Origin of the sequence: Corynebacterium sp. HS2168-gen11, from assembly GCF_024834075.1 — a bacterium.
Taxonomy (GTDB): Bacteria; Actinomycetota; Actinomycetes; order Mycobacteriales; family Mycobacteriaceae; genus Corynebacterium.
Genome location: NZ_JANUXR010000001.1, coordinates 135155 through 156199 on the forward strand (window position 1 = coordinate 135155; position 21045 = coordinate 156199).

General features: G+C 48.8%; 15 protein-coding genes and 1 tRNA gene. 6 read left to right on the forward strand and 10 right to left on the reverse strand.

Features of this window, described 5'->3' with window-relative positions:
* Positions 1–12: 12 nt before the first annotated feature.
* Genes NXS99_RS00590 through rho form a run of 5 tightly spaced genes read right to left on the reverse strand, consistent with a single transcriptional unit; the run spans position 13 to position 5841 of the window.
* A complete protein-coding gene (locus NXS99_RS00590) occupies positions 13–1209 on the reverse strand; it encodes an MraY family glycosyltransferase (RefSeq protein WP_259286725.1) in 1197 nt (398 codons plus the stop codon).
* Complete coding sequence (locus NXS99_RS00595) at positions 1210–1860, reverse strand: L-threonylcarbamoyladenylate synthase (protein ID WP_259286726.1); 651 nt, start codon at positions 1858–1860, stop codon at positions 1210–1212.
* 39 nt (positions 1861–1899) lie between these two features.
* Complete coding sequence (locus tag NXS99_RS00600) at positions 1900–2754, reverse strand: HemK/PrmC family methyltransferase (protein ID WP_259286727.1); 855 nt, start codon at positions 2752–2754, stop codon at positions 1900–1902.
* A 6-nt stretch (positions 2755–2760) separates the two neighbouring features.
* On the reverse strand, positions 2761–3834 hold the full coding sequence (prfA, locus tag NXS99_RS00605) for a peptide chain release factor 1 (RefSeq protein WP_259286728.1): 1074 nt from the start codon (positions 3832–3834) through the stop codon (positions 2761–2763).
* Between the two features lie 3 nt (positions 3835–3837).
* Entirely contained in the window at positions 3838–5841 is a 2004-nt protein-coding gene (gene rho / locus NXS99_RS00610) for a transcription termination factor Rho (protein ID WP_259286729.1), read from the reverse strand.
* A 479-nt stretch (positions 5842–6320) separates the two neighbouring features.
* Between rho and NXS99_RS00615 the strand changes: the two genes are divergently transcribed.
* Positions 6321–8045 (forward strand): long-chain fatty-acid--CoA ligase, encoded by a 1725-nt coding sequence (locus NXS99_RS00615; protein WP_259286730.1) that lies wholly within the window; start codon positions 6321–6323, stop codon positions 8043–8045.
* A gap of 117 nt (positions 8046–8162) precedes the next feature.
* Here NXS99_RS00615 and thrB read toward each other — a convergent pair whose 3' ends face one another.
* From thrB to argS, 4 genes are all read right to left on the reverse strand, one after another.
* The gene (gene thrB, locus NXS99_RS00620) at positions 8163–9092 is read right to left on the reverse strand and encodes a homoserine kinase (protein WP_259286731.1); all 930 of its coding nucleotides are present in this window, start codon (positions 9090–9092) and stop codon (positions 8163–8165) included.
* A gap of 5 nt (positions 9093–9097) precedes the next feature.
* Positions 9098–10441, reverse strand: a complete 1344-nt coding sequence (locus NXS99_RS00625) for a homoserine dehydrogenase (RefSeq protein ID WP_259286732.1) — start codon at positions 10439–10441, stop codon at positions 9098–9100.
* A gap of 166 nt (positions 10442–10607) precedes the next feature.
* Entirely contained in the window at positions 10608–11954 is a 1347-nt protein-coding gene (gene lysA / locus NXS99_RS00630; RefSeq protein WP_259286733.1) for a diaminopimelate decarboxylase, read from the reverse strand.
* 238 nt (positions 11955–12192) lie between these two features.
* Positions 12193–13845 (reverse strand): arginine--tRNA ligase, encoded by a 1653-nt coding sequence (argS, locus tag NXS99_RS00635; RefSeq protein ID WP_259286734.1) that lies wholly within the window; start codon positions 13843–13845, stop codon positions 12193–12195.
* Between the two features lie 867 nt (positions 13846–14712).
* Between argS and NXS99_RS00640 the strand changes: the two genes are divergently transcribed.
* The 5 genes from NXS99_RS00640 to NXS99_RS00660 all read left to right on the forward strand — a co-directional run bounded on the left by NXS99_RS00640 (position 14713) and on the right by NXS99_RS00660 (position 20084).
* Positions 14713–16383: an L-lactate permease gene (locus tag NXS99_RS00640; protein WP_259286735.1), complete on the forward strand. Its 1671-nt coding sequence runs from the start codon at positions 14713–14715 to the stop codon at positions 16381–16383.
* A gap of 497 nt (positions 16384–16880) precedes the next feature.
* A complete protein-coding gene (locus NXS99_RS00645) occupies positions 16881–17666 on the forward strand; it encodes a (Fe-S)-binding protein (protein ID WP_259286736.1) in 786 nt (261 codons plus the stop codon).
* Positions 17663–19201 (forward strand): LutB/LldF family L-lactate oxidation iron-sulfur protein, encoded by a 1539-nt coding sequence (locus tag NXS99_RS00650; protein WP_259286737.1) that lies wholly within the window; start codon positions 17663–17665, stop codon positions 19199–19201. The genes NXS99_RS00645 and NXS99_RS00650 overlap by 4 nt, the downstream gene beginning before the upstream one ends.
* A gap of 2 nt (positions 19202–19203) precedes the next feature.
* On the forward strand, positions 19204–19839 hold the full coding sequence (locus NXS99_RS00655) for an LUD domain-containing protein (protein ID WP_259286738.1): 636 nt from the start codon (positions 19204–19206) through the stop codon (positions 19837–19839).
* Between the two features lie 172 nt (positions 19840–20011).
* Positions 20012–20084, forward strand: a tRNA-Arg gene (locus tag NXS99_RS00660).
* Between the two features lie 402 nt (positions 20085–20486).
* Here NXS99_RS00660 and NXS99_RS00665 read toward each other — a convergent pair.
* Positions 20487–20963 carry a MarR family winged helix-turn-helix transcriptional regulator gene (locus NXS99_RS00665; RefSeq protein ID WP_259286739.1) on the reverse strand — a complete coding sequence of 159 codons (477 nt, stop codon included), beginning with the start codon at positions 20961–20963 and terminating at the stop codon, positions 20487–20489.
* Positions 20964–21045 lie beyond the last annotated feature (82 nt).

Genomic DNA, 21045 nt, shown 5'->3' on the forward strand with positions numbered 1-21045 from the left:
AGCTTTCTTTCTTTAGAGTTGCAGTGACGAAGAATGAGAAGAGTTTTCCAATGAGTATGCGTTCAAAACTGGCGGTTCATGGCGAGCACGCTTAACAGGCCCCCAAGTAAATATCAATGCACCGATGCCAGCGCATATCATCGCCGCAATGGCAACCAGCGGTGGCACAATCGAAAAAGCGACCGCACCAAATGCGACAACGGATACCCACATATATAGCACAAGCACCACTCGGCGGTGGGTATGTCCTAATGACAACAGTCGGTGATGCAAGTGCATTTTATCGGCTGCAAATGGCGATTTTCCCTGGCGCACGCGCCGGACAACTGCCATGGATAAGTCTAAAAATGGAACAAAGACAGCAGCAATTACCACAATCATCGGTGACATTAAGGCAATCACATCAACGGCGCCGTATAAGCTCATATTGATTTTGCCAGATGCCGACGTCGATGCCGCTGCCAGCAATAACCCAATGAGCATCGCACCCGAATCACCCATAAAAATTCGCGATGGCTCAAAGTTATGCGGCAAGAAACCTGCACATACACCGACTAAGGCGGCTGCAATAATTGCTGGTGGATACGCTGAAACCGTACCACCTTGATCATGCAAAATAGTTAAGGCGAATACTAAGATCGACCCGCCTGCGATCATACCCAAACCTGCCGCGAGTCCGTCAAGACCATCAACAAAATTGATGGCATTAATCAACGCAACCGTAAAAAATACAGTGAGCAAGGTTGACCAAAACGTATCCAGCACTAGTGTAGTTCCCCCACCAAAGGGAACATAGAGCAGCGTCCAGGTCAGGCCTAATAAGCTCATCACCAATGAACCTAAGATCTGGCCGATCAGTTTCGTCACCGCGTCAAGGTCAATAAGATCATCGATGGCCCCGACGATCACAATGACAAAACCACTCCAGATCACTGCATTCATTTCTGGTGTGATCGGCTGAAAACCACGAGTCAAGGCTGGAAGCTGGTCTGCAAGAAATACTGCTCCGATAAAACCAGTGAACATTGCAATGCCACCTAGTCGCGGTTTTGGCACTGTGTGCACATCACGATCACGGATTTCACCCATCTGACCAGATTTGATCATTGCGTGACGAATGATTCCTGTCGTCAGATAGGTCAAGGCTGCTGCAACTAACAGCACCAAGCCAAGTTCGCGCAGTGGGACACCTGCAACACCAGCGCCCATTTATCGCAAGCTTTCTACCGGGATCTCGAGAACTTCTGCAATCCGCTCAGCAGTGATTGCACCTTCGCGCAAAAGTCGTGGTGTATTACCAGACAAATCAATAATCGAAGATGCCACACCCTGGTCTGCTTCACCGCCATCAAGGTAAACATCCACATTTCCACGCAACTGATCATGCGCTGCTTGTGCAGTCGTTGCTGGTGCTTGTCCAGAAATATTGGCTGAGGATACTGCCATTGGACCAGTTTCACGCAATAATTCAATCGCAACAGCATGCAGTGGCATACGAATCATCACGGTACCGCGGGTATCGCCTAAGTTCCAGACCAATGATGGTGCTTGTGGTACCACGATTGATAACGCACCTGGCCAGAATGCTTCGATTAAGGTGCGCAGCTGATTATCGTATGAATGCACTAATCCGCGCGCTGTTTCCCAACTGCCAACTAACACAGGAACTGGCATATCAGGTCCTCGATTTTTGGTCTTGAGGAGTCGCTCGACCGCTTTAATATTAAAAGCATCGCAGCCGAGACCATATAACGTATCAGTTGGAAGTACCACTAAACGTCCGTCACCAACAGTACTGGCAGCGGCTTTAATTCCCTGCTTGCGACTGTCAGGATCACTGCAATCATAAATTCTGCTCACGATAATAGTTTCCCATTCTTGTTGGTATGAGTCACGCTCTCACACATTCTCAAGGTTGTTCTCTAGCTTACTCTGTGCGGTGACAAAGCGCGGCTTTCTTGCCCAATCTTCATGCCCGATAATATCGCGACATCTCCGTTGGGCTAGCATCTGCATGACTGCTTCTTGAGTTGTATCATCATGCTCAATCCCCAGGATGCCACCAGGACGCAACTGCGCAAGCATTGCATCAATCAAATGCGGCATCATTTCAAGCCCATCAGCACCGCTAAACACTGCCATATGCGGATCGTGATACACCTCTGGCGCTAAATCGGGCGATTCTGGCACATATGGCGGATTGGAGATAATCATATCCATTGTTTCTGGCAACAGATCTGCTTGCGTAACATCGCCTTGTAGCACTTTTACCTGCGGATATGCTGCTAGATTGGCACGGGTATACTCCAGCGCATGATCGCTTAATTCTACCGCATAGATAGTTGCACGTGTTCCCAATGCTTGCGCCAAATACGCTGCAATTGCCCCGGAACCCGAGCAAAAATCTGCAATTTTCAGTGGCTGTTCCCTATCCAATCTTTGAGCTGCAGTCACCGCCCAGTGCGCCAACATTTCAGTTTCCGGACGCGGAATAAACACCCCTGGTCCAACCTTAAGCATCACTGGCCCAAATTGTACTGACCCTAATAAATGTTGCAGTGGGATTCGTTGTGCACGCTTGACGACGAGCTGCTCAAAAGCTGGAACAAATGTGGCAGCATCAAATGTGCAAAACATCAGTTCAAGTGGCTCAACACCGAGCACAAATGCGGCAAGTGCTCGTGCATCATGACGCGCCGAAGCCACCCCTGCCGCAGTAAGGGTGGCTTCAGCTTGCGCTAATAATTGGCGCATCAGGTGTTATTCCGCTTCAAGACGTGCGGCGCGTTCAGCATCACGCAAAGCTGTAAATAAATCATCCAGATCACCGTTGAGAACGGAATCAAGATTATTCGATTTATAGCCAATGCGGTGATCAGAAATGCGATTCTCAGGCCAGTTGTAGGTGCGAATACGCTCGGAGCGATCCAAGGTACGAATCTGTGCCGCACGACCTTCAGCTGCCTCAGCATTCGCTTGCTCTTCAGCTAATAATTGCAGGCGAGCTGCCAGCACTTGCATTGCACGAGCCTTGTTTTGAATCTGCGAGCGTTCCTTTTGACAGGTCACCACAATGCCAGTTGGCAAGTGAGTAATACGCACTGCAGAGTCAGTCGTATTCACGCCCTGACCGCCCTTACCGGAGGAACGGTAGACGTCGACACGCAAATCCTTGTCGTCGATTTCAACTTCTGCAATCTCATCTGGTTCTGGATAAACCAGCACACCGGCTGCAGAGGTTTGAATGCGACCTTGCGATTCTGTGACTGGCACACGCTGCACGCGGTGCACGCCGCCTTCGAATTTAAAGACTGACCATGCACCATCACGTGATGGCTGCTTAGAGCGAATCGATAAGGTCATGTCCTTGACACCACCAAGATCAGATTCTGCTAAGTCAAGCACTTCAGTTGCAAAGCCATTTTTTTCAGCATAGCGCTGGTACATACGTACCAGTTCACCAGCGAACAGTGCGGCTTCTTCGCCACCAGCACCAGCTTTGATTTCCATAACAATATCTTCACTGTCATGTGGATCGCGTGGCGCTAATAAGTCAGCGAGCTTTTCTTCCAATTCGACAACTTCAGCGGCGAGTCGTTCTTCTTCAGCTTTGAAGTCATTGTCTTCATATGCCATTTCTTTGGCATCAGCATAATCAGCACGCGCAGCTTCAAGTTTGTTATTGACCTGCATAATTGGTTGCAGCTCAGAATAACGCTTGGAAAGTTTACGGAATAATGCCTGATCGCCCATAGTTTCTGGATCAGACATTTGCGCTTCAATGCCTTGATATTCAGAAACAATGTCATCAACAGCAGATACTTGATTCGCCAAGGTTTAAGCCTCCTCGTTGTCGGCAGCCATGATTGATGACGATGCAACCTGCATCATAAATTCACGGTTACTCTTGGTTTTCTTCAGCTGTTTGATCAACAAATCAATTGCTTGCTGGCTATCGAGTGCAGACAAGATACGACGCAGCTTGTGCAGGACGCGTGCCTCATCTGGGCCAAGCAAGAGTTCATCTTTACGAGTACCAGATGGATTGACATCCACAGCTGGGAATACGCGACGCTCCGAAATCTTACGATCCAGCTTCAGCTCAGCGTTACCAGTGCCCTTAAACTCTTCGAAGATCACGGTATCGCCAGCGGAACCGGTTTCTACCATGGCAGTGGCAATGATGGTCAACGATCCACCATTTTCAATATTGCGAGCTGCACCCAAGAAACGCTTTGGTGGATACAGCGCATTGGAATCCACACCACCAGACAGAATACGACCTGATGCTGGTGAAGAGTTGTTATAGGCACGGCCCAAACGGGTAATCGAATCCAACAACACTACAACGTCTTGACCTTGTTCAACCAGGCGCTTTGCCCGCTCAATTGCAAGTTCTGCAACTGCGGTGTGCTCTGAAGGCGGACGATCGAAGGTAGAAGAAATCACTTCACCTTTGACGCTGCGTTGCATATCCGTAACTTCTTCAGGGCGTTCGTCGACAAGCACAACCATCAAGTAGCACTCTGGGTTGTTCGTTGCAATTGCGTTGGCAATATTTTGCATGATTGTCGTCTTACCAGCCTTTGGTGGAGAGACGATTAATGCGCGCTGACCTTTACCAATTGGCATAATCAGGTCGATCACGCGGGTGGTGAGAATCTTTTGCTCAGTTTCCAAACGTAAACGCTGGTTTGGATACAGTGGCGTCAGTTTTGCAAAGTCTGGACGTGCCTTTGCTTCTTCTACTGTCATGCCATTGACGGTATCCACGCGTACCAATGGGTTGTACTTTTGGCGATTACGACCACGGCCATAGCCACCACGATTTTCATTGCCATCATGCATGCGCACGGCACCGGTAATGGCGTCTCCGGCACGCAAGCCAAAGCGACGAATCATTTGGCTATTAACGTACACATCCGCAGGACCTGCATGATAACCAGAGGTGCGAACAAATGCGACATTGGAATCAACGATATCTAAAATACCGCCAATTTCTTGCAAGTTTTCTTCACGTACTTCGCGTGGATTGTCATCATCATTACGCTCGCGATCACGATCACGGCCACGGCGATTCCGACGGCCACGACGGTCGCGGCGATCACCACGATCATTGCGGTCACCACGGTCGTGACGCTCGCGACGCTCTTGCTGCTCGCCATCAGTGGTTTGCTCAGCAGCTGCTGATGGTGCTTCTTCGTGCTCCGTCTTGAGATCTGCTGGTGCTTGTGCCTCAGCTGCTACGTTGACGGCTTGCTCATCTTCGCGCTCCTCGCGAGTATCGCGCTCTTCGCGATTGTCACGGCCACGACGACGATTGTCACGATCATCCCGGCGCGCACGATTTCGACGAGCACGGCGAGCTGCAGAACGAGACTCATAGCGGTTTTCGTTCTGGTTGTCAGAATCTTCAGATTCTTCACTGCCAGATACCTCAGCAGGTGCATCGGTTGTTGCGTCGACATGCTTGACGACGCGACGGCGGCGTGATTTTTGTTCAGTGTGGACAGCTGGAGCAGCTTCTTCAGAGCCTGATTGTGCAGTGTCATCAGTGGTTGCCTGCGGCTGCGTGGTTGTGCTTACGCGACGACGGCGAGGCTTGGCGTCTTCTGAAGATTCAACTTGTGGCGCATCTTGATGTGCTGGGGCTGTTGCCGAAGCGTGTCGCTTGGTGACAGATGCTGCTGACGAACCAGACGCACCATTAATTGCGGTGATGAGATCACCCTTGCGGAGGGCGGAAACACCTTTTAATCCAAGGTTTGCTGCAAGTTTACGCAGTTCTGGCAGACGCATAGCAGCTAAGTTACGCTGTGCGCCGGTATCTGTTGTAGTCACAGATGTCCTTTCAGTTTTGCTCCATATTGCCGATCTACCCAAATCCAATATCGAAATAACAACGATATGACGGTAGCGACAAGTGAGCTCTCAGGGGCTTAAGCACAATCACGTGGGAGGAAAATCCTCACGTCTGCTTTTGTGCATCATAAGCACATGCCATATTGGTGAGAATGAACAAACAACACAATCGCGAATGCTTAAGTGTAAAACGTCGTTTCTGTTAGCGATACGTTTTGCCGTTCGGCCATGTTGCAAATCCCGCAATCAACGGTGCAACGTTGGTTCTAACAGAAGGTATTTGATTGGAGTGTTCATATGCAGTGTAGCGCACAGATAAGGTACAGGTAAAACCAACACAAAAAATCCTTATTGCTTTACCCCTTCACATCGCAACAGCCTCACCTAGCCGGCGAAAACCACTATACTGAGATGAAATATCACAGATACGTTGCAATGAATTTCGATAAGGTGACGCGATGCTTTCGACAATGCAGGAACTTCCACTTAATCTCTCCCGCATTTTCATCCATGGCGCCACTGCGTTTCGTAGCACCAAGGTAACGACGTGGGAATCAGACACGTTGCATGAAACCACCTATGGCGAAATCGCGGCTCGTGCAGCAGCTTTGGCGCACGCTTTACATGATGAACTTGGCATTACAAGCGATCAACGCGTGGCGTCGTTTATGTTCAATTGTGCCGAACATTTAGAAACATTATTTGCGGTTGCGTGTATGGGCGCGGTGTTTAATCCATTAAACAAGCAATTGATGAATGATCAAATTACGCACATCATTAACCATGCGGAAGATGAAGTGATTATCGCTGATCAACGTCTTGCGAAACAGTTGGGTTTCATTCTAGCCACTGGCTGTCCTTCCGTTCGTGCTGTGGTTTTTATTGGACGCGCAGATATTCAGCCAGCAACATCGTTTATTCCGGATCATATTCGCTGTTATTCTTACGAAGCGCTACTTGACGGCCGTAGTACTACGTACCCGTGGCCAAAAATGCCAGAAACTGCTGCCGCAGCCTTGTGTTATTCCACTGGTACAACTGGTGCGCCAAAAGGTGTTATTTATTCACATCGCTCCATCTATTTGCAGTGCTTGTCGCTGCGTACCACTGATTCTTTGGCAATTTCACATACTCAATCATTTTTATGTTGTGTGCCGATTTATCACGTACTTTCCTGGTGTGTTCCAGTGGCTGGCTTTATGACTGGAACTCCACTAATTTTTCCAGGCGCTGATCTTTCTCCAGCTTCGCTTGCACAATTAATCGAAGCTACCCATCCTCGCATGGCAAATGGTGTGCCAACCTTATGGATTGAATTAATGGTGCACTATTTAAACCATCCACCTGCTCGTATGACACTGCAGGAAATTTTTTCAGGCGGCTCTGCGGTGCCGCCTGTATTAATGCGAATGTGGGAAGAACGCTATGGTGTGGACGTTATTCAAGTTTGGGGTATGACCGAAACGACGTCGGTAAGCTCAGTTGCGCGTCCACCGGCGGGAGCTTCTGGTGAAACACGCGAAGCGTATCGGACCAGTCAAGGACGTTTCCCGGCTTCGGTGGAATATCGTGTGGTCAATGATGGCCAAGATGTTTCAGGTACGGACCGTCAGCACGGTGAGATTCAAGTTCGCGGTCATTGGGTTACTGGCAGTTACTATCGCTCCCCTTCTGAACAAGCAGGTGGGACGGCACATATTTTCCGTAATGGCACAGTGGATACGGCACCAGAGCAATTTACCGAAGATGGGTGGTTACGGACCGGCGATGTGGGCACAGTCACCAGTGATGGATTCTTAACTGTGCATGATCGAGCGCGTGATGTCATTCGTTCTGGTGGCGAATGGATTTATTCCACTCTTTTGGAAAATGAAATTATGGCAGCACAAGCGGTGGTGGAATGTGCCGTCATTGGATATCCAGATCCCAAATGGGGTGAACGCCCGCTTGCCGTGACAATCTTAGCCAGCGGCATTGAGCCTACTGCGACTACTGCTGAACGATTACGCCAGATTTTGCGTGAAAAGTTCCCATCCTGGATGATTCCTGAGTATTGGGCGTTTGTCGACGAAATTGATCGCACATCAGTTGGGAAGTTCGACAAGGTGGATCTTCGCAAACATCTTGCCGCCAACGAGTTCGATATTATTGCACTTCCTGGCCCTGGGCAGCGAAGCTCATAGTAGGTGCATATTCCTCCACCATTCTTGTGCTGCGATCATGTTCACGCTCACGGCTTGAGATGAAAAACATCTCCACTTTCCAATCAAGTGGAGATGTTTTTTGTGCAAGCCTTCGTGCTAGGCGTGTGCTGTATTTACATCAGTGACTTCATAGTGCACTGGATCTGCAACAGTTAATGCAAAAACAGCTAAGCCTTCGTCTTGGGCAGCTTGGATTAAATCAGGGCGCACAGGTTCTGTCGATAACGCTAAACAGGTTGGTCCTGCACCTGATACAAATGCTGCGTAGCCTGCTTCACGTAAAGTTTTAACCCACTTGGTTGTGGTTGCTAAAACTTCAGCTCGATATGGTTGATGCAAGCGGTCTTCAGTTGCGGCCATCAACAATGATGGATCATGCTGCAGGGCAACTGTCAGTAAAGCGCTGCGTGCAGCATTGAATCTTGCATCGAGATGCGACACGTTTGATGGTAATACTTTCCGAATTTCTGCGGTTGATGCATGGAAATTCGGGACAAATGCAGTCGCTTGAATCTCAGGATGAACTGGCAAGGTTACCGCATGATACTGCGGATACTCCTCTTGAGTATCAGTCCAGGACACTACTGCATGACCGAGTACTGATGCTGAGGAATTGTCGGGATGACCTTCATATTCTGCAGCCATTTGTACCAGCTGATCGGTGCTAAACACTTCACCGGCAAGCGCATGACCTGCGATCACACCTGCGGTTGCCGCGGCTGCTGAAGAACCAAGTCCACGTGATTGTGGAATGGTGTTATGACACACAACTTTCAAACCAGGTGCAGTTTCTCCTGCTGCAGCCAAAGTTGCAATACAGGCTTTAACCACGAGATGCGAGGCATCAAGTGGTAATTCGCCTTCGCCTTCACCATAGACTTCTACGATCAAGCCGTCATCAATGACTTCAATTTCAACAACATCATAAATGCTTAACGCCAGCCCGAGGGTATCAAATCCAGGACCTAAATTTGCTGATGAACCTGGAACTCGTACGGTTACTTTGCGTCCAACTGGGATCGCCATAGTGTTTATTCTCCTGCTAGACGCAATACTGAGGTTACTTCTAAGACTGCATCGGTATGCTGCAGCTGTTCGACGGTAGCCGCTAAATCGGCTTCACGTGCAGTGTGCGTCACCAGAATTAAACGAGCATGATCACCGCTTTCTTCCTGACGAACTGTTCGCAAAGAAATCGCATGCTGTGCAAATACTTTGGTCAGCTCAGCTAAGACACCGGTGCGATCTTCTACTTTCATATCGATGTGATAGCGGGTTGGAACATCACCGAAATCAGCAAGTGGCAGGTTTGCATAGGTGGATTCACCAGGCGCACGACCACCAAAGACCTTGTTGCGGGCAGCACCAACAATATCGCCAAGGACTGCAGATGCCGTTGGATTACCACCAGCACCATTGCCGTAGAACATCAGTCGACCAGCAGCTTCAGCTTCTACGAAAATTGCGTTGAAGCTCTTATTTACGCTCGCCAGTGGATGAGAACGGGGCACAAGCGTTGGATGGACGCGAGCAGATACCGATTCGCTGCCGTCTTCTGCGACTAAACGCTCACAAATAGCAAGCAGTTTGATGGTATAGCCGGCAGCTTTTGCTGCTGCAATATCTTGGGCGGTGATATTCGAAATACCTTCGCGATGCACATCATCAGCGGTTACGCGAGTGTGGAAGGCCAAGGATGCCAAAATAGCAGCCTTTGATGCTGCATCATAGCCTTCGACATCAGCAGTTGGATCGGCTTCGGCGTAACCAAGACGAATGGATTCTGCCAGGATCTGGTCATAATCCACGCCTTCTGCATCCATAGCATCGAGCATGAAGTTAGTGGTGCCATTGACAATACCTGCCACGGATTGGATCCGATCGCCAGCTAAGGAACGACGCAATGGGCCAACCACTGGAATAGCAGCTGCTACTGCAGCTTCGAAATACAAATCCACCCCAGCTTCATCGGCAGCTGCTGCTAATTCAGCAGAATGGGCTGCAACGAGTGCCTTGTTTGCGGTCACAACTGACTTACCGGCACGCAATGTTTGCAACACTAACTCGCGGGGATAATCAATGCCACCGATGACTTCGACCACGAGATCGACGTCGTCACGCATAATTAGACTACGAGCATCATCGGTGAGTAAACCTTGGGTATCAGCTAAGGAGCCACGGTGCTTTTCTTTATTCGAAACTGCCACACCTTTGACTTCCAGTGGACCGCCAGCGCGATGCGTGAATTCTTCAGCATTTTCTAACATCAAACGCAAGACCTGAGAGCCAACTGTGCCGTACCCTAAAATTGCGACGCCGACGCTAGCACCAGCGCCTTTCCCAGGATTAAATGGCGTAGGAACAGTATTGGTCATAATGGGTCTCCAAACAAGGCTATACGGGTACATGACAGAGGTCGGCGGTACCCATTGCGTGCCAATAATTTAATGAACACGCAAACTGATAACTAAAGTGTTTCAATTCTACTGGATTACCGCAGTAATCCAAGATATACGCAAAACAGGGCGTTACCCCCATCGCTTAGTCACAGAAATCTTCGACTTCCAATGCGAAGAAATCTGCAATCGTTTCGCGGCGTACCATCAGCTGCGCGCAACCATCTTTCACACTGACAATTGCCGGACGCATCATCATGTTGTACCGCGAGGACATCGAATAACAATATGCTCCGGTAGCGGCTAATGCGACGAGATCACCAGTTGCAATATCAGCAGGCAACTGCTGATCGTGGATCAAGATATCACCAGCTTCACAGTGTGAACCAACCACGCGCGAAGCAATTGCAGTTCCATTGGTTGCACGATTGACGACTCGGAAATCGTATTGCGATTGATATAACGCTGGGCGAATATTATCGCTCATGCCGCCATCGACCGAGATATACCGTCTTGTAGCATTATCGTCAATGGTGACATCTTTAATGGTGCCTGCGGTATACATGGTCACCGTCGATGGGCCAGCAATTGCACGTCCTGGTTCAACCATCACAAATGGCGTTGGTACATCGAGGCGATCTGCATGCTTTTGCACACGTTCTAATAGGTCAGCAGCAAGGGCTGCGACATCTAATGCTCGTTCATGCTCAACATATGCAATGCCGTAGCCGCCGCCTAAATCAAGAATGTGAAATTCTTCCCCCACGTTGGTCTCACGCAAAATGGTGCCAAATAGTTTCAACACACGTTCTGCAGCAAGCGAGAAACCTTCAGCATCAAACACTTGCGAACCTACATGACAATGCAATCCCACAAGACGCAGATGAGATGCTTCGACGACGCTATAGGCTGCTCGTAATGCAGAACCAGATGCCAAGGAAAATCCAAATTTTTGATCTTCATGAGCAGTTGCAATGAATTCATGCGTATGGGCATCAATACCTGGTTTGACTCGAATGAGTACATCTTGAACTTTGCCGATTTCAGCTGCCACGGCATTAAGTTCTGCAATTTCTTGATGCGAATCTAAAATTACATGTCCAACACCTTCTTGTACGCACGCAGATAAGAAATTGCGATCTTTATTATTCCCATGCGCTGCAATAAGCTGTGCAGGAAAACCTGCATGGATGGCAACTTGTAATTCGCCGTGAGAAGCAATATCTAATGCAAGACCTTCCTCATGAACCCACTTGGCAATCCGAGACGTTAAAAATGCCTTGGAAGCATAGTGAACATGTTCTCCCCCGCCAAAGGCTTGGGCCATATCACGACAACGCGATCGAAAATCATCTTCATCGACGACCATCACTGGAGTCCCAAACTCAGCAGCAATATCACGAAGATCAACACCTCCAATCGCCACTGCTCCATCAGCAGTACGTGTTGCATTGCGAGGCCACACGTGTGCGGGTAATCCATTAAAACTCATGATGGTTTCCTTCAAAAGGTACTGTCGTATCTAGAACGCAGCACGTTCATTATTGCTGTGTATGAAAAGAAGAATGCTCGCAAGTGCATATTTGCAATCTTGCGCACTATTCTCGCTATTTTCCCACGTATGCAGACTTCAGTCTCACATCTGTAGGCGTTGAATATATAAGAAACTGCCTTTATTTCTTCACATCTAAACTTTGCTCTAGACACGAAGAAATAAAGGCAGCGAAATCTTACATGCGTTCTGGCGCGCTGACTCCAACGAGATTCAAAGCGTTCGCAAGTACCTGACGTGTCGCAGTTGCCAATGCTAGACGTGCAGCATGAATTGGCTCCACAGTCTCGTCTGATTTCGGCAGAATCTGGCAAGAGTCATAGAACTTATGGAAGGTTGCCGCCAGTTCTTCAGCATAACGTGCCACGCGATGTGGTTCTCGCAGTGTGGCAGCTGCCTGCACAATCGCTGGGAATTCGCCAATTGTCCGAATAAGATCACCTTCACGCTCATGCGTCAGCAAGTCTAAATTGTCAGTAGAATATTCCACGTTCAATTCAGCAGCCTTGCGTGCAATCGAGCACAACCGCGCATGTCCGTATTGCACGTAATAGACCGGATTATCTGAAGATTGGGATGTCCATAATGCAAGGTCAATATCCAACGAAGAATCGGTCGAAGAACGAATCATGGCATAGCGTGCACCGTCAATGCCAATTGCTTCAACTAAGTCATCCAAGGTGATTACCGTACCGGCACGCTTACTCATGCGTACTGCTTCGCCATCTTTAACCAGATTGACCATTTGACCAATTAAGACTTCCACAGATGCTGGGTCGTAGCCAAGTGCGGCGGCAGCAGCACGCAGACGAGAAATATAACCGTGGTGATCAGCACCGAGCATATAAATCGCTAAGTTGTGGCCACGCTCAAACTTATCGGCAACATAAGCAATATCGCCGGCAATATAGGCAGCGTCACCATCAGATTTAATCACAACGCGGTCTTTATCATCGCCATAATTGCTTGACCGTAACCACCATGCACCCTCATTGAAATACAGGTTATCGTTTTCTTTGAGTTTTTCAATTGCACGATCCACGGCACCTGATTCAAACAGAGAATTCTCATGGAAGTACACATCAAAATCAGTACCGAATTCATGCAACGACGACTTGATATGAGCAAACATCAGCTCAACTCCGTGAGCCCGGAAGGTTTCGCGCATTTCGGCGTCGTCAAGCTCTAAAATGCCTGGGACTGCAGCAACCACAGTCTGGGCGATATCGTGGATATATTCTCCGCCGTAACCATCTTCTGGAGTTGGCAGGCCTTGTGCAGCGGCAACCAGTGAATTGGTGAAACGATCGATCTGGCGACCGTGATCATTAAAGTAGTACTCACGAGTGACCGTTGCGCCTGTAGCAGCTAAGACGCGTCCCAAGGAGTCGCCAACTGCAGCCCAGCGCGTACCGCCAAGGTGAATTGGGCCAGTTGGGTTAGCCGACACAAATTCCAGGTTGACTACCTTGTCTGCATAGATATCAGAATGGCCATATGCATCCCCTGCAGCCAAAACGTCAGCAACAATCTTGCCCTGCGCATCAGCTGCCAAGCGAATATTTAAAAATCCTGGTCCTGCAATCTCTGCGACCTCAATAGCTGCCGACTGACTCAAGGCATCTGCTAACACTTGCGCGAGTTCGCGTGGGTTCATACCAACTTTTTTTGCAACTTGCAGCGCAATATTGGTTGCGTAATCGCCGTGTTCTGGATTTCGTGGGCGCTCAACCACAACCGTTTCTGGAAGTGCGGCAACATCAAGACCGCGTTCGGCCAGTTGTGTGGTGGCGACGTCTTTAATGAATGAAGAAAGATCTGCAGGAGTCATAACCTGTCATTCTATCGCATAGCATAATGAACTTACGACTTAGGTGCAGAAGATATTGTCCGCCAATAAGGATAAAGCCGCTGCAAATACACACCAAGACTTCCGAATTACTGCTGCAACAGCACTTATCAGCACCACCACGCAGCTATCAGGACCAGTAGCAAACGAAAACTGCCACACACTCACAAACCTCGTACCCCCGAGTTAGACATATCTTGGAGACATATTCTTTTTGAAGTGCTTAAGCCTTGTATCGCAAAAACAGCCGACGGAAGTCGTAATAACCATATGGAACCTACACCCGCCTATGTACGTCATGATAGTGACGACAACAACAATCATCACAATCTTGCACAATTTCACTCGTATTCACAGAAAAAACAGTTCCCGAACAATGCATCGTTAGTAACAATAGGATAAAAAACGGGGGTAATTCAGGGGAAAGTTTCATCACAATTGACGTGATCTACGTCACGAAACTTTAAGGGGTGTGTTGAACAGTACATTCAACATTGACGTAACTCACATAAATAGATCACTTTCAAATCTCCTGCTCATGAAACATTGCAGCCAATAACCACTGTGACCGCGAAGTTACATCTTTATATGTTATGGAGCATTCGTACTTAAATTCTCGATTTCACGAATATGATCCCATAGGCCACTCTATATAGTTAGAGAAAATCTTTTTGACAGAACCGATGGATGTTTCCCATTCAAAAGCTCTGTGGTTATGCACTGACCTTTTTAAGAAAAGATTTTGCAACGGAGCGATTGCACCCTGATACACTCAGGCGTTTCGCAACGATTATTTGCCCGTTCTGACTCTCGTTTAGTTTCTATACATTTCTACAGTAAGGAGTTGCAGTGAATACCTTTACCGCTGTAACCGATGCAGTTGGAGGTAGTCTCGGCCTTTCTGCGCTGGTGGCGACTATTCCATTGCTCGCATTCTTTGTCATGCTCATTGGTATGAAAGCGAGCGCACACGTTTCGGCAGCTGTCGCAACCCTGACCGCAATCGTGGTGGCAATCTTCGGTTTCCATATGCCGCTTGATCTCGCCCTGATGGCAACCTTGCGTGGTTCCTTGTTTGGTATCATGCCGGTCGTCTGGGTGATCATGACTGCGATTTGGTTCTACCAAATCACCGTTGCATCCGGCCGCTTCGAGGATTTGCGCCGCACCTTCGACAAGCTTGGCGACGGCGATGTCCGTATTCAGGCAATCTTGATCGCATTCTGTTTCGGTGGCTTGCTTGAAGCTCTCGCCGGATTCGGTGCACCAGTTGCAATTACCGCAACCATGATTCTTGCTCTTGGCATCAAACCACTGAAGGCCGCCACCGTCGTATTGCTTGCCAATACCGCACCAGTGGCATTCGGCGCTGTTGCTATTCCAATTACCACCGTTGGCGCTGTTGCTGGTCGTAGCACCGAACAAACCATGAACATTGCAGCAATCGTTGGTCACCAAGCACCACTGATCGCAGTATTTGTGCCAATCTTACTGCTCTTCATCTTGGATGGTTTCAAGGGTGTAAAGGAAGCTTGGATCCCTGGCTTAATCATCGGTATCTCCTTCGCTGTCGCACAGTGGGCAACGTCGAACTACTTCGCATACCAGCTCACCGACGTTGTTGCATGTATCGTTTCCCTTGGTGCTGCATTCATCTTCCTGCGCTTCTGGAACCCACGCGGTATCGAAGAAATGCGCGCCCGCATGGATCTGCCACCTGCAGCAACCAAGGAAGAGCTGCCAGGCATTCGCATCTGGATGGCACTGATGCCATATGCAGTTGTGACCTTCATCTTCGGTATTGCAAACCTGCAAGGCCCAATCAAGACCCTGTTGACCCAGGCAAAGATCACCCTCGATTGGCCACTGCTCGCAGAACGCCTCGTCAATGCACAAGGTGAGCCAATCAAATCTGCTTACTCCCTTGAATTGCTTCGCAACCCAGGCACCCTACTGCTGTTCTCTGGCATTATCGTGTCCATCATCTACATGATTTTCAACGAAAACGGTAAGTACCCACTGACTGCCGGCGCAGTTGTTAACGAGTTTAGCCACACCCTGTACCGTATGCGCTGGTCCGCAGTAACCATTGGCCTGGTGCTGGGCTTGGCATACGTTATGAACTACTCTGGACAAACCGTTGCAATTGGTGAGTATGTTGCTTCTCTCGGCGGCGTTTACGCATTCTTGGCTCCTTCCCTTGGTTGGGTTGGTACCGCTGTGACCGGCTCTGACACTTCTGCAAACGCTCTGTTCGGCAAGATGCAGCTAACCGCTGCGCAAGGTGCTGGCATTAATCCTGACCTGATGCTTGCCGCAAATACCACTGGCGGTGTCGTTGGTAAGATGATCTCCCCTCAGTCATTGGCAATTGCAGCTACCGCTGTTGATTACGAAGGCCGTGAGTCCGAGATTTTCAAGGCTGTTGTTGGCTGGTCCTTCGGCTTGCTCTTGGTAGTTTGCAGCCTGGTCTACCTCCAGTCCGACATCTTGAGCTTCATGATTCCTGTCGTGAACTAAACCGGACGAAAAGTTATTTTTCACATCCACCCGTATTCCCCTCTTTCGGGGGAATACGGGTGGATGTTTTTTCTTGCTTAAAAGTACCACAACTACAGAACCCAAATAACAACCATATTCAACATCGGAAATTTTTGACGCATTTATTTTTCATTCGCTCCAGATGACAACTACACACCTGCAGTTTATAGCCAACCCTAAGTCGAATCGCACACAATCAGTATTTATGAAACACTAATGTTTCGTATATATCTCCAGCTAGACGGCAACTTTCCAAACCTTTTCAGTTACCCATACCCACAATTTTTAGGGTAAATTAGTAGCTAGATCTTTTTCGCCTCGCGCTTGCAATTATGTGAGAGTACGGAAGTTTTGAATACTTACGTCTACTTTCCCGTTCTAGAACGCGGTGAGTCACTATCACCTTCGATACACACCGGGTGAGAGGCGTGTAGATTGCGAACTTTACTCATACAAAGATAGGAGCAATAACCACAATGAGAGTTGCGCTCTTTTCCACCTGTATCGGCGACGCTATGTTCCCCGATGCGTCCAAAGCTACTGCTCTACTTCTTTCCCGCTTGGGTTACGAAGTAGTATTCCCAGAGAAGCAGACCTGCTGTGGTCAGATGCATGTCAACACCGGCTATCAAAAAGAAGCCGTTGGCATGATCGAGAACTACGTTGACGCTTTCGAAGACGACTCCATTGATTTCGTCGTCTCCCCTTCTGGTTCTTGCGTGGGCGCGGTGCGCGAACAGCATGAGCACGTCGCCAAGCGTTATGGCAAAGCCGGCTTAGCAGATGGCGCAGCTAAAGCTGCAAAGAAGACTTTGGACCTTCCTGAATTCCTCATCGACGTAGCTGGTGTGGAAAACGTAGGCGCATTCTTCCCCCACAAGGTTACATATCACCCATCCTGCCATGGTTTACGTTTCTTGAAGCTTGGCGATCGCCCATACCGTTTGCTCCAGAATGTGGAGGGCTTGGAACTGCTTGACCTTCCAAATAAAGAGGAATGCTGTGGCTTTGGCGGTACCTTCTCCTTGAAGAACGCAGAAACTTCCGCAGCAATGGTTTCTGATAAGTGCCGCAATATTGAAAATACTGGTGCTGAATATATCACCGGTGGCGACTCCTCTTGCTTGATGAATATTGTGGGTGCTCTTTCACGTCAGCACGTTGGTATTCGTGCTATTCACCTGGCTGAAATTTTGGCTTCAACCAAGGAACATCCTTGGACCCCAACGTCAGCTGCTTACTCCAAGGAGGCAATGCTGTGAGCGTTTCGCTCGGAACCCCAACGATGCCACCACGTGCGTCCGAAATTTCCAACCTGCGCGGTGACCTGCCATTCCCAAAGAAGGCACACGAGGACCTCAACAAGGTTACTCAACGTCGTAACCTGACAAAGGCAACCACGACGATTCGCAACAAGCGTCAAGCTGTCATCGACGAGATCAACGACTGGGAGGCGCTGCGTGAAGCTGGTTCTACCACCAAGCGCCACGTTGTTGCACACCTGCCAGAATTATTAGAGCAATTTGAGGCAGCTGTTACCGCACGCGGTGGCCACGTTCACTGGGCACGCGATGCAAAAGAAGCTGGCGAAATTGTCACACGCTTGGTAAAAGAAGCTGATACCAAGAAGGTTGTCAAGATTAAATCAATGGCAACCCAGGAAATCGCACTGAATGAGCAGCTGGAAAAAGAAGGTATCTTCGCACAAGAAACCGACTTGGCTGAATTGATCGTTCAGCTTGGCGAGGATAAGCCATCGCACATTCTAGTGCCTGCTATTCACCGCAACCGTGCAGAGATTCGTTCCATCTTCTTAAATAAGATGGATCACATCGATGAGTCGATTACTTCCGAACCAGCAGAACTTGCTGAAGCTGCTCGTGTGTATCTGCGTCAGCAGTTTATGGAAGCAAAAGTTGCGATCTCTGGTGCGAACTTCGGTATCGCTGAAACCGGTCACGTAACCATTGTGGAATCTGAAGGCAACGGCCGTATGTGCTTGACGCTGCCAGAAACGTTGATCTCCGTTATGGGTATCGAAAAGATTCTGCCAACCTTCCGTGATTACGAAGTGTTCTTGCAGTTGCTCCCACGTTCTTCCACCGGCGAGCGTATGAACCCATATACCTCTCTGTGGTCTGGCGTTACGGAGAACGACGGTCCAAAGAACTTCCACATCATCTTGCTCGATAACGGTCGTACCGCTGCAATGGCAGATGAGATTGGTCGCGAAGCATTAAAGTGCATTCGTTGCTCGGCTTGCTTGAACGTATGCCCAGTATATGAACGCGCTGGTGGCCACGCTTATGGTTCGACCTACCCAGGTCCAATTGGCGCAATCTTGACGCCACAGTTGACCGGTATCGATAATTCACACGATCCAAACGGTTACCTCCCATATGCATCCTCCCTCTGCGGACGTTGTAACGAAGTTTGCCCAGTGAAGATTCCAATTGTGGAAACCTTGCTGGAACTGCGTCACAAGAAAGTTTCCGGACATAAGCCAAAGATCGAAGGCGGCTTGATGGGCGCAATGCAGTTGACATGGGGTTCTGCAAAGCTCTGGGATACTGCTACTCGCCTGGTCTTCATGGGCCGCATCATGGGTGGCTTCAACGGTAAAATCACTCACTTGCCTTCCTTCTTGGCTGGTTGGACCGATGTTCGTGATACCGCTGTTCCACCAAAGACTGCGTTCCGTCACTGGTTTGAAACCGACGAGGCAAAACAATTGCTTGCCGACGCCCGTAAGAATGGCCTGCCAACCAATAAACTCAACGAGGCGAAGGAGAACTAATCATGGATGCAAAAGCAGAAATCCTCAACCGCATTCGCAATGCTCACCAGCTCTCCAATATGCCGGCAGACGTTGAGATCATTCGTGAGTACAATCTTGATGAAACTTCCAAGTATTCGCGTGAAGAACTCAAAGAGATTCTGATCGATCGCCTGTTGGACTACAAGGCAATCGTGCATGAAGCAAGCCAAGACAGCTTGGCTTCAAAGATCGCTGAAATTCTTCACGAGCGTAACGCTGCAGATATTCGTTATGCAGAAGGTTTAGATCCAGCATTATTCGCTGATTTCAAGGGTCAGGCACTGCCAGATGATCGCACCATCGATCCACGCACTCTCAACGATGTTGATGCTGTGGTCACCGATTCCCACGTATCATCAGCACAAACTGGCACCATCTGCTTGGAATCAAATGAGCTGTGTGGCCGTCGTGCTCTCACACTGGTACCAGACTGCCACGTTGTGATCGTACGCATGGAAAACGTAGTCTACGGTGTTCCAGAAATGATCGATCGCTTAGGTGCAACTATTCGCCCAGTCACGATGATTTCTGGCCCATCTGCTACCTCTGATATCGAGTTGAATCGTGTCGAAGGTGTGCATGGTCCACGTACCTTGATCTGCGTAATCGTAGATTAATCAATGAGCATGTAGCATGTTCTCACAAAGCGGCACCTTCTTATTCGAGAAGGTGCCGCTTTGCGCAGGTCACAATGTTTTTCAGCAGATCGAGCTGTAAAGTAGAACGATCATTACATTTCGTGATAGAATGCTTTTCGTTGTCTTGCATACAGCCAAGCGCAACCGTATTGCCCTCGTAGCTCAGTGGATAGAGCATTGGTTTCCGGTACCAAAGGTCGCAGGTTCGAATCCTGTCGAGGGCACTTTTTATATCTTCACCCAGCCACGCGCATCCCGTTTCCTCATACATAGAGCATCTCAAAATTGGAATGCTACTCTCGTGCCGAATCTTGATTGAGCATCTATGCTACACATTCACGTATTCAGGCTTATACAAAATACCTGGAACAGCAACGGCAAATTCTTTGTGCCATATACATCCTCGCGCTGATGCTACAAGCACTGCGCGTGAGCCGAAAAACTCCCCTTGTGTCCCTCGGCAGACATCGCGACACCACGTATTTTCCAGCAACAAAAGCTTGAGCTACTGCTTGCCGTTCCGGCTAGAACTGTCGCATCAACACATTTTGATGTACCAAAACACAAAAAGTGGTTTCTTCGTCAATGCTGAAGAAACCACTCTTCGTTGTCACTGCAGTTCTGGCTTAGGGCGCTGATGATTCACCGTCAGCTTCAACTTTGCTATTAATCTTTTCCAAACATGCCACAAGCGGTTCAACGAATTCTGATGGAATAGAATCAAAAATAACCTCACGAACAAGCTCCACATGATACGGCGCAGCTTGAATCAAACGACGACGCCCTTCATCGGTTAAAGAAATATGGGTACCACGTCCATCACCCATGCACCGACTCTTCGAAACTAAGCCACGCTTTTCCATACGGGTCACTTGGTGAGAAGTGCGGCTGCGATCCCATTCGAGATTCGCACATAATTCACGCAGACGCATACGCTGTTCCGTGCTTTCTGACAGACTGACAAGTACTGCAAATTCACTACTGGTAAGATCATGCCCGGTCTGCAGCATCCGATCATTGTGATTTTGTACTTTCCGTATGGCACCTAGTAGCAAACGCCACAGCTTTTGCTCGTCATCATTGAGCCATCTAACTTCAGTCATACCTATAATGATACAGCGCTACCTGCATTGTTAATAATTACACATATCAACATACTTTTTTGTTGATATGTCCTTCACTTTT

Coding starts and splice junctions, on each gene's coding strand:
- NXS99_RS00590 (WP_259286725.1), bottom strand. CDS start 1,209: ATGGGCGCTGGTGTTGCAGGTGTCCCACTGCGCGAACTTGGCTTGGTG.
- NXS99_RS00600 (WP_259286727.1), bottom strand. CDS start 2,754: ATGCGCCAATTATTAGCGCAAGCTGAAGCCACCCTTACTGCGGCAGGG.
- NXS99_RS00615 (WP_259286730.1), top strand. CDS start 6,321: ATGCTTTCGACAATGCAGGAACTTCCACTTAATCTCTCCCGCATTTTC.
- thrB (WP_259286731.1), bottom strand. CDS start 9,092: ATGGCGATCCCAGTTGGACGCAAAGTAACCGTACGAGTTCCAGGTTCA.
- NXS99_RS00625 (WP_259286732.1), bottom strand. CDS start 10,441: ATGACCAATACTGTTCCTACGCCATTTAATCCTGGGAAAGGCGCTGGT.
- lysA (WP_259286733.1), bottom strand. CDS start 11,954: ATGAGTTTTAATGGATTACCCGCACACGTGTGGCCTCGCAATGCAACA.
- argS (WP_259286734.1), bottom strand. CDS start 13,845: ATGACTCCTGCAGATCTTTCTTCATTCATTAAAGACGTCGCCACCACA.
- NXS99_RS00645 (WP_259286736.1), top strand. CDS start 16,881: ATGAGAGTTGCGCTCTTTTCCACCTGTATCGGCGACGCTATGTTCCCC.
- NXS99_RS00655 (WP_259286738.1), top strand. CDS start 19,204: ATGGATGCAAAAGCAGAAATCCTCAACCGCATTCGCAATGCTCACCAG.
- NXS99_RS00665 (WP_259286739.1), bottom strand. CDS start 20,963: ATGACTGAAGTTAGATGGCTCAATGATGACGAGCAAAAGCTGTGGCGT.